The 17,538-nt window shown below is 29.4% G+C and carries 17 protein-coding genes; all 17 read right to left on the reverse strand.

From position 1 onward, the window contains the following. Window positions 1-25: 25 nt before the first annotated feature. The 17 genes from ACTG48_RS11765 to ACTG48_RS11845 all read right to left on the reverse strand — a co-directional run bounded on the left by ACTG48_RS11765 (window position 26) and on the right by ACTG48_RS11845 (window position 17,395). Complete coding sequence (locus ACTG48_RS11765) at window positions 26-688, reverse strand: amino acid ABC transporter permease (RefSeq protein WP_021385034.1); 663 nt, start codon at window positions 686-688, stop codon at window positions 26-28. Window positions 689-925: 237 nt separating this feature from the next. Then, entirely contained in the window at window positions 926-1,594 is a 669-nt protein-coding gene (locus ACTG48_RS11770) for an amino acid ABC transporter permease (protein ID WP_021385036.1), read from the reverse strand. Beyond that, window positions 1,587-2,390, reverse strand: coding sequence for a transporter substrate-binding domain-containing protein (locus ACTG48_RS11775; protein WP_021385007.1), 804 nt, complete (start codon window positions 2,388-2,390; stop codon window positions 1,587-1,589). Before ACTG48_RS11775 ends, ACTG48_RS11770 begins: the two co-directional genes overlap by 8 nt. A gap of 28 nt (window positions 2,391-2,418) precedes the next feature. After that, complete coding sequence (locus ACTG48_RS11780; protein WP_021385024.1) at window positions 2,419-3,075, reverse strand: methionine ABC transporter permease; 657 nt, start codon at window positions 3,073-3,075, stop codon at window positions 2,419-2,421. Continuing rightward, window positions 3,068-4,036 carry a methionine ABC transporter ATP-binding protein gene (locus ACTG48_RS11785; RefSeq protein ID WP_021385017.1) on the reverse strand — a complete coding sequence of 323 codons (969 nt, stop codon included), beginning with the start codon at window positions 4,034-4,036 and terminating at the stop codon, window positions 3,068-3,070. The genes ACTG48_RS11780 and ACTG48_RS11785 overlap by 8 nt, the downstream gene beginning before the upstream one ends. Window positions 4,037-4,131: 95 nt before the next feature. Continuing rightward, on the reverse strand, window positions 4,132-4,971 hold the full coding sequence (locus ACTG48_RS11790; protein WP_021385023.1) for a MetQ/NlpA family ABC transporter substrate-binding protein: 840 nt from the start codon (window positions 4,969-4,971) through the stop codon (window positions 4,132-4,134). A 30-nt stretch (window positions 4,972-5,001) separates the two neighbouring features. Then, complete coding sequence (locus ACTG48_RS11795; RefSeq protein ID WP_021385006.1) at window positions 5,002-6,078, reverse strand: uroporphyrinogen decarboxylase family protein; 1,077 nt, start codon at window positions 6,076-6,078, stop codon at window positions 5,002-5,004. Between the two features lie 50 nt (window positions 6,079-6,128). Then, window positions 6,129-6,953: a uroporphyrinogen decarboxylase family protein gene (locus ACTG48_RS11800; protein WP_021385016.1), complete on the reverse strand. Its 825-nt coding sequence runs from the start codon at window positions 6,951-6,953 to the stop codon at window positions 6,129-6,131. Window positions 6,954-7,018: 65 nt separating this feature from the next. Beyond that, window positions 7,019-8,830 (reverse strand): ASKHA domain-containing protein, encoded by a 1,812-nt coding sequence (locus tag ACTG48_RS11805; RefSeq protein WP_479916930.1) that lies wholly within the window; start codon window positions 8,828-8,830, stop codon window positions 7,019-7,021. Window positions 8,831-8,849: 19 nt separating this feature from the next. Next, window positions 8,850-9,875, reverse strand: a complete 1,026-nt coding sequence (locus ACTG48_RS11810) for a methylcobamide:CoM methyltransferase MtbA (RefSeq protein WP_479916931.1) — start codon at window positions 9,873-9,875, stop codon at window positions 8,850-8,852. A 38-nt stretch (window positions 9,876-9,913) separates the two neighbouring features. After that, window positions 9,914-10,561 carry a corrinoid protein gene (locus ACTG48_RS11815; protein ID WP_021385005.1) on the reverse strand — a complete coding sequence of 216 codons (648 nt, stop codon included), beginning with the start codon at window positions 10,559-10,561 and terminating at the stop codon, window positions 9,914-9,916. 218 nt (window positions 10,562-10,779) lie between these two features. Beyond that, window positions 10,780-11,838 (reverse strand): uroporphyrinogen decarboxylase family protein, encoded by a 1,059-nt coding sequence (locus ACTG48_RS11820; RefSeq protein WP_021385010.1) that lies wholly within the window; start codon window positions 11,836-11,838, stop codon window positions 10,780-10,782. 102 nt (window positions 11,839-11,940) lie between these two features. Further along, window positions 11,941-12,984, reverse strand: coding sequence for an ABC transporter substrate-binding protein (locus ACTG48_RS11825; RefSeq protein WP_021385032.1), 1,044 nt, complete (start codon window positions 12,982-12,984; stop codon window positions 11,941-11,943). Window positions 12,985-13,007: 23 nt separating this feature from the next. Beyond that, window positions 13,008-13,775, reverse strand: coding sequence for an ABC transporter permease (locus tag ACTG48_RS11830; protein ID WP_479916932.1), 768 nt, complete (start codon window positions 13,773-13,775; stop codon window positions 13,008-13,010). Then, a complete protein-coding gene (locus ACTG48_RS11835; protein ID WP_479916933.1) occupies window positions 13,765-14,577 on the reverse strand; it encodes an ABC transporter ATP-binding protein in 813 nt (270 codons plus the stop codon). The genes ACTG48_RS11830 and ACTG48_RS11835 overlap by 11 nt, the downstream gene beginning before the upstream one ends. A 258-nt stretch (window positions 14,578-14,835) precedes the next feature. Beyond that, entirely contained in the window at window positions 14,836-15,258 is a 423-nt protein-coding gene (locus ACTG48_RS11840) for a 4Fe-4S dicluster domain-containing protein (RefSeq protein ID WP_479916934.1), read from the reverse strand. Between the two features lie 13 nt (window positions 15,259-15,271). Next, complete coding sequence (locus ACTG48_RS11845) at window positions 15,272-17,395, reverse strand: molybdopterin-containing oxidoreductase family protein (protein ID WP_479916935.1); 2,124 nt, start codon at window positions 17,393-17,395, stop codon at window positions 15,272-15,274. Between the last annotated feature and the right edge of the window lie 143 nt (window positions 17,396-17,538).

Below are 17,538 nucleotides of genomic sequence, written 5' to 3' on the forward strand. Positions count from 1 at the left end.
ACTTTATATGTATTTTTTTAATACTCTAATAATTGCTTATTTTCTTCTCTAATTTTTTTTGTCCCCATCCTAAAGGAGTTATTATACACCAATAAATCACCATAACTGCTCCATATACTTCAAAAAACTTAAAACTCAATGCTCCTTGTGATTTAGCAGCACCCATTATATCATTTACTCCAACAACAAAAGCTACAGAAGACCCTTTAATTAAATCTATGAAATTATTGAATAATGATGGCAATGCAACTCTTACAGCCTGTGGTATCACTATCCTTTTCATTGTTTGTAAATTTGTTAATCCCATTGCATATGCTGCTTCTATCTGACCTTTATCAATTGAAAGTATGGATGCCCTTATCGTTTCAGACATATAAGCTCCCATATTTAAACTAAGTACTATAGATGTTGCAAATACTGGGTCCATATTTTTAACAAAATCGCTCATATATGCCAGTCCAAAATATAGAAAGAATAACTGTGGCATAAGAGGTGTCCCTCTAAAGATAGATACATATACTTTACATATTTGATTCAATACTTTCACTTTGTAATAAGATGATAACGCTACTATTGTACCTATAATTAATGAAAATATTAATGAACTTATTGCCAAAATCACAGTTACATTGAACGATTTCATTATTATTGGAAATAATTCTAAAAAATATTTCATACTAAAAATCATAAAATAAGTCCCCCTCACTTAATGTTGTTTTTTGCAAGCTTTTGTCACATGTTAAATTATAATAGAATTTTCTTTATTTTTCCAATAGAAAAAAACTATTTTATCAATTGATTATATAGACCCTTTTGATACCATATTTTTTTTGATATTTAGACTACTAAATTCATTTTTTCTAAAATTAAAAATTTATTTACAAGAGGGAACATATCTGTATAACCTATCTTTAAACACTAAAATCTAATATGCTTTTCCTATCCTTTTTTCAACCTTACTTTGTATATTACTTAATACTATAGATACCGCCCAATAAATTAGTATCGTTATCATATATATCTCAAAAAACTTAAAACTCGAAGCAGCTTCTACTTGAGCTACTCCCATCAAATCCTGTATTCCTATAGTTAAACCTAAAGAAGAACCCTTAATTATATCTAGTGTACAACTTACAATAGGAGGTACTGCAGATGTAGCTGCTTGAGGTAAGATTATTTTAACCATTGACTGATATTTACTTAATCCAAAAGCATAGCAGGCTTCTTGTTGTCCTTTATCAACACTCTCAATAGATGCTCGTATAATTTCTGCCATATATGCAGATGAGTTTACCCCTAAACAAATCACTATTGCTAAATAAGGTGAGCAATCTTTCATAAAAGAAAATACCATTGGAAATCCGAAGTAAAAGAAAAATATTTGAATTAAAAGTGGCGTTCCTCTAAAGAATGAGATATACACCTTAGTTATATATTTCAAAATTTTTGACTTTGTCTGTGTAAAAAATGCAAGTATCACACCTAATAATATTGATATGAAAAACGCAACAATAGATATTAGTATTGTTATTCCCAAGGCTTTAATTAAAAATGGAAATATACTTAGACAAAATTCAAAGTTAAAATTACTCATTAGTAGGCTCCTTAGTGATATCCTTTCCTAGCCAAGTTTCAGATATTTTAGTCAAAGTTCCATCTTTGTGCATATCTGCAATTACTTTATTTATTTCTTTTGTCCATTCTTCACCTTTTTCATTTTTTTGAAGTGCAAAAGAACAAGCACCAAATTGAATTGGAGGTTCTACCATTTTAAGATTTAATTTTTGTTCTTTTATGGCTATTAAAGCCTCAACATCCTGTGCAACCACTGCATCTAATCTTCCCATTTCTAGGTCTTGATAGTTCCCTTTAAGAGTTGCACTTGAATAATTTACTATTTTTATTTCGCCATTTGGATACTTTTCTTTTAGTATTTCATTTGCCACTGCTCCAGTACCCACGCCTACCTTTTTACCAACTAAATCATCTATTGATTTTATACTATTATCATCTTTTCTAACAATAATATTTGTTCCACTATAATTATAAGCATCTGAAAAGCCATATTTTTCCTTTCTTTCAGGTGTCGCAGTAAGTTGAGCAGATACTACATCTACTTTATCAGCTTCTAATAATCCAAATAATCCACTAAAATCAGTTAATACCCATTCAACTTTACAATTAGTTCGTTTAGAAAATTCGTCCCAGAAATCTACTTCAAATCCTTTAAGTTTATCCTTCTCTTTAAAAGCAAAAGGGAAATACGTTCCTGATGTGGCAACTCTTATAGTTTTTTGTTCTTCTTTATTTTTATTATTTCCTGATGAACATCCTGTAATTAAAAGTGATGATGCTAAAACAAGCATAATAATTAACTTAAGCTTTTTCATAGTTTGTTCTCTCCTTTTAAATCTAATTTTATTTCAATTTTGTATATAATACATTTCCAACAGTTTGAATCACTTGAACCATTATAATTATTATAATTACAGTTCCATACATTATAGTATCGTTAAATGTTTGATAACCATATATCAGAGCAACTGACCCCAAACCTCCTGCCCCTAATGCTCCTGCCATAGCAGAACTACCAAGTATTGATACGGTTGCAAGAGTTATACTTGAACATATAGATGGTATAGCTTCTCTAAACATAATACTAAACAATATTTGTAAATTTGAAGCACCAAAAGATTTAGCTGCTTCAATCATACCTTTATCAACTTCTCTAAGATTACTTTCAATTAATCTAGCTATAAATGGAGATGCAACTATTATAAGAGGTAACATAGCTGCTTGTTTTCCAATAGAAGTACCTACTACAAATCTTGTAATTGGAGTTATAGACACCGCCAATATGATAAATGGAAATGACCTAATTATATTTATCATCAAATCTAAAATCTTATATATGTATTTATTAGGTCTAAGTCCTTCATTTGAAGTTTCTACTAATATAATAGCTAATATAAAACCGATTATAGAAGATATAACAGTAGCCCATGTAACCATATAAATAGTATCAAATACTGCAGGAATTATTATTTTATTTATTACAAGACTTGGATTATCCATTATCTAAAGCCTCCCAAATTATGCATCTACTATTTAAATACTCACTAATTATTTTTTTATCTTTAGCATCCATGTTTATAACAGTGGTACCTATAATATCATCTCTGAATTTTTCTAGCTTAGAAGACACAATTGAAAAATTAACTGGAATTTGTTTTGCCATTTCTGGAATCAATGTATTTTTAGCTTTATCCTGTTTAAATAATATTCTTATATTTACACCTTCTTCTGGCATAATCTCCGATTGCTCTCCTAAAAGTCTCTTTAAGCAGTCTGGTTGATTCAAGAATAGCTTTTGGACATCTCCCAATGCAGCTATCTTTCCATATTCTAATATAGCTACTCTGTTACATATTTCTCGAATAACATCCATTTGATGAGTGACTAATACTATAGTTATGTTTAGTCTTTCATTTATTTCTCTCAAAAGTGATAGTATAGATTTTGTAGTTTCTGGGTCAAGTGCAGATGTAGCTTCGTCACTAAGTAAAATTTTAGGCTCCAGTGATAAAGCTCTAGCTATAGCAACTCTCTGACGTTGTCCTCCACTCAATTCTTTAGGCTTTTGATATATCTTATCTTCTATACCTACTATTTTTACAAGTTCCATTACTTTTTTTTCTATTTCATCTTTTTTATATCCCCAACACTTCATTGGAATAGATATATTATTATATACATTTTGTCTTTCTAATAGAGAAAAATGTTGAAATATCATTCCTATATTCTTTCTGTATTCTCTGATTTTACGATGTGAATTGTTTTTTATTTCACACCCATCTACTAAAATCTCACCCTTTTCATAATCTTCTAATAGATTTATACACCTTAAAAGTGTGGATTTCCCAGCACCACTTTTCCCTATCAAACCAAATATTTCGCCTTGCTCTATAGAAAGAGATATATCTTTTAACACATCTAAACTTCCAAAAGACTTATACAATTTAGATATATTTATCAAATAATCACCTCAAATTTTTCACATAGAATTAAGCTGTTTTTTATACACACATAAAACAGCTTAATTCTTTTAAATAGTTAAATCTAAAAATTATATTATTTATCTTCTATGAGAACTGATGTAGTACCATAATTTTTTTCTATTATAGCTTTTACTTTTTCTCCTTTTAACTCTTTAGCTAAAGCTTTAGCCCATTCTTGGTCTTTATTTTCACTTTTAGTAGCTAAAACTATACCATATTCTGCCCCATGCTCATCAAAAGCTAAAGCACTTTCTGGGTCTTTGTCAGATTTCATTATTTGTATTGCTCTAACCACTCCTAAATCTACATCTGGAAGTGCACTTGGAATTTTTACAGTATCCATTTCTATAAATTCTAGATTGTGTTTATTTTCAACTACCTCTAAAGGACTATAAGTTTTGACACCATCTTTTAATTTAATTAAACCTTCATCTGCTAATAAAACTAATGCTCTTGATTTATTAGTTGCATCTGATGGTATAGCAACTTTCATATTATCTTTAACATCATTTAAGCTTTTTAATTTATCTGAGTATACACCCATTTTTGAATAATAAATAGGCTCTCCTACTGCTGACAAATTTGTACCTTTATCTTTATTAAATTGCTCTAAAAACGCACTATGTTGATAGAAATTGGCATCTAAAGTTCCTTCAGCAACTCCACTATTTGGACTTATTATATCTCCATCAAAAAGAGTAACTTCCATTTTATAACCATCATTTAAATAATCTTTTTGTACTGCATCTAACATTTCTTTTATAATAGGGTCAGATGTACCTACTTTAACAGTTTTTACTTCTTTTTTAGCAGACTCACTTTCTTTTTTTTCATTATCATTTCCAGAACATGCTACTAATGATAATGATAGTATAGCTATTAGTGATAAACTGATTAATTTTTTAATTTTCATGACTTCCTCCAATGATATTTTTATTAATTTTTAAAAAGTACATAATTTGCCTTTTACAGCATTTTTACTGTACATTCTAGCAGCATTCATAAATGCATGTATGTTCTCAATAGGAGTTCCTACTGGAATTTGGCAACCAGGAGATAACGTAAATCCACATGGATTGTCACTTGCCTTTAAGATACATTCCTTTACTGATTCCATTACATCATTAATACTTCCATTTCTCATAATTTCTACTGGTGGTACATTTCCAGAGATACCCATACTGTTTCCAATTGCTTTTTTAACCTCTTCTAAATCCTCGCAATTATCAACACTAAACGCAGAAAGACCTACATCAACTAAATCTTGCCATCTGTCTTTAGTCTTTCCACATATATGTATAGATGGTGCTGAACCTGTAATTTCTTTAACTCCTAGTACGAATTCTTCTAAATACGGTTTTACAAATTCCTTAAACTGCACTAAGCTTATCAGATTAGACGAAGCTACTGGTTCAGCTAGACTGACACTTGACCCACATTCTTTATAAATTACTTCTGTGTATCTTAACATGCATTTTACTGTATATTTTAAAAGTTTATGTAAATTTTCTTTATTTTTAACAGTATCTTTTAGTATATTCTCAGCTCCTCTTATAGCTACAACATTACTTATTGGACCTGCTAAACTTGAACCTATAAATCTTTCATTTGAAAATTCATCTGTTAAGACTTTTAATGCTTCTATAATAGCTGGCATTCTCCCATCTTTATAAGGGTCTATTATATCTAAAGAATCAAGCATTGAATAATCTTTGAGTATAGGCTCAACTATAAAAGAGACTGAATCCTTAGGATATTTTAACTTAGAACCAAGGGCTTCTCCTATGCCTCTAAGACCTAAACCTACGCCCATAGAATCTACATTAAAATCTCTTGCCAAGTTTCGTTCCATTTCAATCATCATTTCTGAGGAATAATAATAATCACTTATATTTAATCCATACATAACAGGTGCTGTTTCAGATAAAGAAAATGAACATGGTAATCTATCAACTTCTTTTCCTGACTTATATAAAATCGCCCTTTCTTTAGGTGTTAATTCATCTTTTAATATTTTCATCTCAACACGCCCCAATAATTAAAATTTATATTACTTCAAAGTTAAAATGCTTATAATATGCTGACTGTATATATCTTTTCATTGAATACACTTTTATTAGTATTTTTAATACAATTTTGCCCAAATATTCTTCCTTTACATAAATCTTCTTTCAATAAAACATCTGCATAAGTCATATTATTATTAAAGTTAAGTTCTTCAATTTCCATAAGCCCTAAATTCAAAAGTGAAGTTGTTGTTCTTCCACATATATGTATACTTGCTTTACCATTTATTTTCTGTTGTAGTTCTTTAAATATCTCTATAGTTATATCACTACTTAAGTTACAAAAAGTTCTCTTACCTAAAATATCCATATTTCCAGTTGGGTCAGCATAAGATATAATTTTAGCTCCAGATTCTACTCCTTTAACAGCATACTCTACAATAAAATCTTTTACATATTCTAGAATTTTGTATAAATCATTTTTTCTATTTTTTAAAGCTTTTACTATAGTCGTTAAGTCTATTAAGCTACTCAAAATAGTAATTGGACCTTCAATACTTAAAATAACATCTTCGTTTTCAGATGATAATTTTTTTATTGCCTTTAATACTTCATTAGCTTCTACTTCATCTAAATGAACTTTTTTAAGATTTAATAATTCTTCAATATCATTGTATTTATAGCTTTTTACTCTTGGTGTACTCAATTCATCAATTAAAATATTTGCCCCTAAACTTTGTGCACACATAGTGTCACATAATGGAAGATAACAAACTCTATTTTTTGTACTTTCTTTTAAAAGTTTTGTAGCCTTTACCATTTCATCACATTTTAGATAAACGTCTGGTATTTTTAGATTATTTTCCTTTAGAAATTTTAACTCTTCCATTCCTGTAGTATCATATGTACATTTAAAATTGTATTTTTCTTTAATTTTAACTCACCTCCACTTACTTATTTACTCAACTTACTTATATCAAAGCTTAAACAACTTGCAAATAAACGTTCATAATCTTCTAGTAATGACAATTCTAAGTAATCACATGTTTTCAAAACATCATTTACTTCAGCTCTTTTTGATATATCTAAAAGGCATAAAATTGCACCACTTTTAGAAGAATTTCCAATATAACTAATTTTATCTTTAAATTCTATAGGAACCATTCCTACACCAACAATACTTTCAACCTTTAAATGTGCTCCAAATTGACCTGCTATTATTACTTTGTCAATATCTCTAGGATTTAATTTTAAATTATGTAACATAGATAAAATACCAGATAAAATAGCTCCTTTTGCTAGCTGAACTTGTCTAATATCATTTTGAGTAATATATATGTTATGTTTTTTAGATAATACTATACTTCTCTTTTTGCCATCCTCTACCAAAAGATTTTTAAGAAATTTATCCTCATTAAAATCATCTTTTTTCTTTACTCTTCCGCTCTTATTAATCAGACCCGCTTTGTATATTTCAGATATAGAATCTAAAATACCACTTCCACAAATACCATTTGGATTTCCCTGTCCTATAATATCTATTTGTATTCCCTCATCTTTAATACTTATCCCCTCAATAGCTCCCTCACCTGCTCGTACTCCACAAGTTATATTCATTCCTTCTAATGCTGGTCCGGCAGCACATGAACATGCGATTAACTTTCCACAATCAGATAAAATCATTTCTCCATTAGTTCCTATGTCTATGAAAAGTATCTTCTGATTTACTTTTTTTAAATTTGTGACAATAGCACCTGCAGTAATATCAGCACCTATAAATGCAGACACACTTGGTAAGCAGTAAAGCCTTGTATAATTTGATACTTCTAGACCTATATCTGAAGCTAAAAAAGTCTTACTATCTTTAAACATCGGTCTATATGGATTTACTCCTAAACTTTTAGGATTTATTCCTAAGAGTAAATGTAACATTGTAGTATTTGCAGCAATTGATATATCATAAATGTTTTCCTTTGCTATTTTATTATCCTCACACAAATAATTAAATAGATTATTTAAACATTCAACAACCACTTTACTTAGAATTTCTGCTCCATTTTTCTCTTTTGATGCAAAATTAATTCTTGATAATACATCCAACCCATAGCTTTTTTGAGGATTTATAGAAGAAGCACTTTTAATTTCTTTGCCAGTATTTAAATCTATTAATGATACCACCATAGTAGTTGTACCAATATCAACTGCAAATCCATATATCAAACTTCTTGTATCTCCATTTTCTATGGATATAATCTTTCCATCATATCTAGTTATTGTATAGGTCTCTCCTTCTTTTAAGTTAGAAAACCTTTTTATTACATTTAAGGGTAAACTTTCTTTATCTTCTAATAATAATTTTTCTACTGCGTCACTTTGTAAAAGAGACTTTTCTGAAAATATCTTACATTCTTTTCTTACAGCAGGATTTAAATCAAACTTAGGCATATAACCTTCATCTAATACTTCTACCTTTTTTTCATCATGCAACAATTCTATATCAATATCTCCATCTACTTGATATAAACATGCTAACCTAATATTATCTAAAACTTCTTCCTCACTTAAAAACCTTCTTTGTTCCTCTAAATTCTTATCTTTAATATTACTTAAGATTTTAACTTTACATTTTCCACAATACCCTTTACCTGCACAAGGGTTTTCAATCATTATTCCATTTTCTTTTAAAATTTCTAACAAATTTTTTCCAGAATCAAACTTTAATCTTTTTTGTTCTCCATATCCATCATTTACAGTTAATATGTACATTTTGACACCTACCATATGCTTAGCATTCACTTTCTCGTGCACTCAGAACCATTGATTGTATATTTTTAATTGGAGTCCTAGCTCCTATTCCACATGCTGGAGATAAAATATTTATACCATTCTTTATACATCTTCTTCCTATTTCTCCAACCTTATCCTCAGTTCCATATTCAAGGGCATATGTGCTTACATTACCAATAATTGCTTTATTAGGAACATTTAATACAACCTGTTTTTCATCAGTTATTGAATCAAAACTTATACCTAAACTATGAATACTATTCAATTGAGGATATATAGTTTTTAATCTTCCACAAATATGTACTATGCTTGGAATATTATTGTCATCTTCATTTAATGAATCTAAAATTCTATTTATATATGGAACCACAAATTCTTCAAATTTTTTAGGTCCAAGTATTTCTCCTGTAGCACTTGGGTCAGCAATAGCTATTAAATCTGCACCAGCTTCAATTTGTGCCTTTGCAAATTTAATTATATTTTCTGTAACAAACTCTAAAAACTTATGAACATTTTCTCTATCTTTTCTTAATTCTCTATAAAATATAGTAGGTTCAATTAAAGATGTTGCAACGCTTATTGGACCAACTACATTAGCAATGATAGGTACATCACTATCTTTAGTTTTTAAATACTTAATTGCATCTATAACAACTTTTGCTCGTCCAATATTTACATCAAGTTCTTTTAATTTTACGTAATCAGATATTGTGTCCATAGGATAAAAGTTTACTCTAGGCTCTGTAATTTTAGTTCCAAAATCAACTTTAGCTCCCATTGCCTCAGCTTCTATAGTCATACAAAATGGTACGCCACAATTTTCAAAACCATCATTTTCATAGATACCATAAGTGAGTTCTGCCATTTTAATAGCATCAAAATGTGCATCAGGCCAACTTATTCCTTTCATATCCATCATATCTTCTACAACCATGTTCATCATACCACCAGGGCAAATACAAGGAGGTCTATCAACAGACTCTCTATTTAAAACCTTCAATAATCTCTCTTTGCAAGTATACAAATTAATTTACCATCCTTTTTATATAATATAAATAACGCTTAGGATACTAATTTTTTTGCTAATTCAACAGCTTTTGCTGCTGATGGTGAATATCCATCTGCACCTATCTTTTTAGCATAGCTTTCAGATATAGGACCACCACCTATCATTATTTTGAAACTATCTCTTATCCCCTGACCTTTTAAATCTTCTATTAAAACTTCCATATTATCCATAGTTGTAGTCATAAGAGTAGACATTGCTATGATATCAGCATTTACTTCCTTAGCTTTTTCAACAAATTCACTCATAGGTATATCTCTTCCTAAATCGTAAACTTCAAATCCAGCTGTTTCTAACATTATTTTTACTATATTTTTTCCAATATCATGAGTATCACCTTGCACAACACCCATTACTATTTTTCCAGTTTTTTTTGAATCTTCTTTTTTAATGTGAGGTTTTAAAACATCAATACCTGCATTCATTGCATCTGAACATAAAAGTAGTTCTGGAACATAATATTCTTCTTCTTCATACAACTCACCAGCTCTTTGCATTCCAACAGAAAGCCCCTTATCTATTCCTTCAAATGCGTCAAAATCTTGTTTTAAATACTCTTTTGCTATCTCTACTACTTGTTCTTCTTCCATCTCAACTACGTTATAAGCTAATTTTTTTAACAATTCCTCTTTTTCTTTACTCATATATATTTCCCCCTTAACCAATTTAATTTTCATTTTTCCAATGTTTAAAACTGAACAATAATAGTAACTATAAAGTCAGTTTTAAAATACTTTTATGTCAAAATAATTTATCTTATCTTAAATTTAATATTTTTATTATTTTTTGTCTAATATGAAAAATCTATTTACTAACTAACATATATTCAAAGAGTCTATTCCATAATATCAATATAAATATCTTAATCATATCTTCCAAAATCTTCTACTGCTCTTACCATAGCTTGTACATTACATGCTGGAGCAAGAGGAGTTAATGCACAATCTGGCATCAATATAAATCCTCCTGGAGAATATTTCATTTGTTCAATTGCTTTTCTACTCTCTTCATATACATCTTCAGGTTTGCCTGAATGTATAATAGAATTCCTTACATTTCCACCAATAATGTATTCATCACCCAAAATTTCTGCTGTCTCCCTCATATCCATCTCATAACCTAATGTAAATACAGTTCTGCTTGGTAATTTTAATTCGTTTGTCCAGTATTTTAAATTTTCCTTATGGTCTCCACAAAGATGTACTATCCATTTCTTAATACCCCATGCTTGATATATATCTTGAATCTCTTTTATATATGGAATAGAGAATCTTTCAAAATCTTTTGAAGAAATAATTCCATGAGATTCCATAGGATATGCTGAAAATGTTGATATTTTTTCTACACCAAATGTATCTATGCTTTTCTTTGTTATTGCCAGCATGTAATCAGTCACCATTCTAAGAAGATGATGTATTACTTCAGGGTCTTTTCTTAAGGATTTTAATAATAGTTCTGTTCCTAAAATACTTTGTACTCCACCAAATGGAGAACCTGATGGAACGGAAAATCCAAATCCATTTTCCACACATATTTTAGCAAATTTCAAAGACCTAATTGCTGATGGTGCAGTGTCTACATCAGGCATTTTTAGATTTTTAACATCTTTTATATCCTCTATAGGTCTTCTTATTACTTTTGGCAATCTTATTCTTGGAGTTTCTGAAAACATTAATTCACCACCAAAATCCCAAGTTTGCCATTCTGGAATAGCATAACCTGGAGTAGCATCGTACTTATGTAAATTTATTGAACACATTTGAGCTTTAAAAGCTTTTTCAGGTTCCATATAATATTCTTTTGAAGAATAATTTGAAATGTTAGCAGCATATAAAGTAACGTTTGGATTAACTGGTATACGGTCTAACTTTTCTTTATTCATTAATGCCTTCATTCTTTCAGCAGAAGTCAATTCCATCATCATCATCTCCTAATTTAATATATTGTTTGATAAGTTATTATAGTAACATAGAAAAAATCACCTTAAAAATTTCAACTTTTAAGGCAATTTCTTTCTCTGTATCTATTTATCTAACTTAACATTTTTTTGAGCATCTTTTAAGAAAGTATCATCTATAGCCTTTTCACGAGGTATTTCTTGTTTAATAACACCTGAAGCCATAGACATTCTATTTATAGCTGCATACCCATCATCAGTGAAACTTCCATCTTTAGAATATATATTATTATCTTTTATTTCTTTTACAGAATCTTCAAGCATTTCATTTCCTGGGAATAATGGTTTCAATGTTTCTATTATTTTTTCTGCAGAATTTTCATTTGTCCATAATATAGCTTTATATATAGCATTTACATATTTTTGTACTGTTTCTGGATTTTCTTTTATGTATTTGTCTGTAGTAAATGTTATATACATTTCGTAATTTTCAGAACCAATTAATTTTTTATGAACTTCTGGATTATATATATCTTCAACTAACTTATTACCTGCATCAAGTACAATTTTACGAGCAGACGGAGATACATAACTACCTGCAACATCTTCTTTTTCCAAAGCTGCAACTAATGCTGAGTTTGGAAGATTTACATATGTAGCATCAGTATCTGGATTAAGACCATTTTCTTTTAACACAGAACGTACAAATGCTCTAGGAGATGAACCACTATCAGCCCCATTTATAGTTTTACCTTTCATATCTTTTACGCTACTATATTTTGGTGCTACCACAAATGAATATGGATATTTTTGTGTAGTTGAAAGTAATAACTTAGTACCTTGATTTTTTTCATTAAAACCTAAAATCATTTCTGGCCCATATAGACCAAATTGAGCATCACCAGATAATACTGGTGCTGTTGGCATATCACTTTGAACTGTAACAAATTCCACATCTAAACCTTCTTCTTCAAAAAATCCTAGTGCTTTTGCTAAGTATGCTGGTCCCCAAAGCTCACCTCTAACTGGTTCAGATACTTTAACCTTTTCTAATTGTTTTGTTTCTTTTTTAGCATTGTTTGAACTCTTGTCTTCTTCTTTTCCAGAGCTACAAGCAACCATGCCTAATAACATAACACCACATAATAAAATTGAAATAAACTTTTTCATATTTTCTCTCCTCACATTATTTTTTAGTCAATACTCTCTCTCCATCTTAAAATTCTTTTTTCCACATGTTTTAATATATAATCAAGCATTGACATTATAAACATCATTAAAAATATACAAGATAGTACTCTTGTAATATTGTAAACTCCTCCAGCTGCTTGCACCATCCATCCTAAACCCTGATTAGAACCTAAATATTCTCCAACTATTGCACCTAAAACCGAAGCTCCTGCTCCTGAACGTAAACTAGCCATAATCCAAGGAACACAGGAAGGTAATATTACTTTTTGTATAATTTGCAACTTGGATGCACCCATAATTTTTAATGTATTTATTAAATTTATATCTACATTTTTAAAACCTGCATACGCATTAAAAAACACCAAAAAGAACACCATTATTGCAGCCATAAAAATTTTGGCTTGTAACCCTATTCCAAACCAAATTATAAATAAAGGCCCAAGTGATAGTTTTGGTAATCCATATAATCCTACTAATATTGGGTCGAATATATCTGCTAAAAGTGGTATATTTCCAAATAAAAATGCTATTATTACGCCAAATACTACACCATAAAACAAACCAAATAATGAAGCTTTTAATGTTATATAAATATGAGGCCATATTTCACCTGTATTAAACATAGCTATTAAATCTTTTATGATGTTTAATGGTGAACTAAAGAAAAAAGTATTAATGAGATTATTGTCAGATAGATATTCCCAGACCATTAAAAATATCACTATAAAAATTAAACAATAACATTTTTTTAGTATTTTTTTAATCTCCATACTCACCCATCTCCTCTTTTCTTCCTTTTATTACTTCAGACTTTATATCATCCCAAATTTGCTTTTCTAATTCTATAAATTGAGGGCTTGATTTACTTTCTATATTATTACGTGGTCTAGGTAAATCTACAATATATTCTGATTTAATAGATGAAGGTCTATAACTCATAAGTATAATTCTATCTGCCAATGTTATTGCTTCTGATATATCATGAGTAATATACACAATAGTATTTTTTCTTTTTTGCCAAATATTTAGAATTTCATCCTGTAGCAATTCTCTTGTAAATACATCTAATGGACCAAATGGTTCATCCATAAAAATAACATCTGGGTCTTGTGCTAAAGCACGCATTATAATCGCTCTTTTTCTCATCCCTCCAGAAAGCTCATATGGATATTTTTCCTCAAAACCAGCTAAACCACTAGTTTGCATAAGCTCTTTTGCCAATTTTATTCTATGTTTTTTGTCTTCTCCCCTTATCTCAAGACCAAGAGCAATATTATCAACTATCTTTCTCCAAGGAAGTAAAGTATCCATCTGTGATATGTATCCTATTTTATGTCTCCCAAAATGCAATGGTTTTCCATCAATTAAGACTTCTCCTTTTGTAGGTTTTAACATACCACACATTATGTTTAAAAGTGTACTTTTTCCACATCCACTAGAACCAACAATAGCTAAAAACTCTCCTTTTTTTACAGAAAGGTCTATATCATTAATAGCATGTATACGTTCTCCATTTTTAGATTGATAATAATGAGTAATATTTTTTAAAATTAATGTATTTGTGTTTTCCATTTCAATACCCCTTATTTATATACTACAAATATAATACAATTTTCTATTTATTATATTATACTTCGACTTTGAACAACATAAGTTTAATATGTTTTCCATTCTTTGTCCAATAGCAAAAAACTATCTCCAATAACCATATTATAGTATCCAACTATATCCATAAAAAAAACTACATTAAGTTTGTTATAATACAAACTCAATGTAGCCTTTCATAAAAAACATCTTACATCTAAGTGCAAGTCGCTATTTATATTTGATTTATTTATTAAATTTTAATGCTCCTGTAGGACATACCATTACACAAGGTAAATCCATACCACATTCATGTCTTTCAACACACCCATTACACTTATTTGCCTTGCCATCCTTGCCATAATTCAAAGCTCCATATTCACAAGCTTTTTCACAAAGTTTACATCCTATACAGTTTTGATTATCCAATAAAATAAACCCATCTTCTTTTTTAAAACAGTCTTTAGGACATATATCCAAACATTTTGGCTCATCACAATGAATACATGCTAACGAAAAATATTCTATATTTTCACCATCTTCCATTGTAAATACACGTCTAAAAAGTTCGCCATTATCTATATCATTATCATTTTGGTCTACACAAGCAAGTAAACATGCTCCACATGCTGTACATAATTCTTTATTAAATTTAAATAAACTTTTCATTATATCCCTCCATCTATCTATTTATCTTTTCAATCTTACACTTACAACTTCTATATGCAGGGAATCCACTATAAGGGTCAAAATTATCACAAATAATGCTATTTACATCAGCTTCTCTGTATCCATGATACATATGTATATTTCTGTATAAGACTCTGTCTGTAACATTAACTTTTACATTTAAACTTCCTATTTTAGTAGTTATTTTTATATAATCTCCACTGATAACATCCAATTCTTTTGCATCTAAACTAGAAATATCGCAACTAGCTTCATTTTTTAATAGTCTTGAAAGTTTGACATCATGAAGTCTTGAATGTAGTGCATTTGGAATTCTTGCTCCAGATGTCAATAGATGAGTATAATCATTATCTATATCATCATTAAATCCTGTATATGTTGGTAGTGCATCTAGTCCAAAATCTTTGTATTTTTCAATAATTACAGATTTCAATTCAAACTTAGATGTACTCGTATCATATCCATCTCTTGTATATGAACCCACTATGTATGGTTTAAAATCTTTACATTTTAATGGTAAATCACTTTCTTTAAGTTTGTCCACATCCACACATGTATCTTTGAACATATGTCTTATACTTACTTCATAACCTGCCTTTAATAAATCATCATCTATCTCCATAACATTTGCTAAATCTGAAAGTATTTCTACGTCTGATTTTGAATCATATAATGTATCAATGACTTTTTTAGTATATGTAATATATCCACCTGGATAACTCTTACATTCTTCTCTTTCAAAAGATGTACATGCAGGTAAAAGTATATCTGCATATTTTGATGCGTCTGTCATAAATAAATCTATATTTACAAAAAAATCTACAGTATCTAATGCTTTAAAAAGTCTACCCGAATTAGGAAACATTCTAGCATTTATGCCATGACAAAATAAAGCTTTTATTTCATATGGTGTTTTTTCTTCTATTTGTCTTGTTAAATCCATCGCTTGAAACTGAGTCACCATCTCATTCCATAGAGGAAACCTTTCTCCACCAATTCTTTCATTTATATTTTTAGGTAGAACTTCTTTCACAAACTCTTTTTCTAGTGCCTGAAATCCACCTAACTTACCAGCAAAATAATCTTGTTTTGGTATATTACCACCTACTCTATCATAATTACCTGTTATAGCAGATAAAGACATCATTGCTCTATAGTTTTGAAATCCATTTTGATGATGCACTATTGGAGCTGCGCTTTCATTTATGCAAAACGGACCTTGCGACAACATATCTACTGCCTTTGCTATGTCATACTTAGAAACTCCTGTAATCTTACTTACAGTATCTAAATCAAATGACTTTACATATTCTTTATATTCATTAAATCCATGTACATGTTTTTCTATGTATTCTTTATCTATTAAATCTCTTTGTATAAATAGATTTGCCATCCCAAGAGCTAAAGCTCCATCAGTCCCAGGTTTAACTCTCAAATGAAGGTCTGCTACTTTTTGAGTTGTTGGTGTTATTCTAGGGTCTACAATTATAAATTTTACACCTTTTTCTTTTAATTTTGTTAGATTTACACTATTTAAAAATTTAGAGTAGTATGGATTAAATCCCCACCCTAAGTAAGTCTTTGTATTTTCCATATCTTGCATTGTAAAGTTTCTCCCAGTAGCAACATTTCCAGCCATCTGTGCAGATGTTGAGCATGAGCTAGATTCTGTACCGTAGTTAGGAGAACCAAATGAAGATGCAAACCTTTGTAAAAACGGTCTATACCATTTTCCATAACCTGTAAAAAATGCCACATGTTTTGCTCCATAATCACTCTTTATTTTATTTAACCTCTCTCCTATTTCACTATAAGCCTCTTCCCATGATATTGGCTTAAACTTACCTTCACCTCTTTTACCAATTCTCTTTAGTGGTGTCTTTATTCTATCTTCTCTATAGATATACTCCCTATTACAAAGACCTTTCGTACATAACAATCCCTTATTCATTGGATGTTCTTTTGTACCTTCTATTTTTATTATTTTACCATCTTTAACATATGCATCAATTCCACAATGTACTCCTGGAGAACAAATATCACACAAAGTTCTCTTTATTTCTATACCAGTTTCTTCACATGGTATTTTAGCTTTAAGCAAGTTACAATTATTCATATCGACACTCTCCTTTCCCAATAATAAATATAATTATTAAACTTATTATACATTCTTTTTATTCAAATATCATACTTTAAATCCTATATATTATAATATCAAGAATATTTTAATAATAAAGCTTTATATTTTTAATATTTATT

Source organism: Clostridioides sp. LIBA-6822, assembly GCF_056688955.1.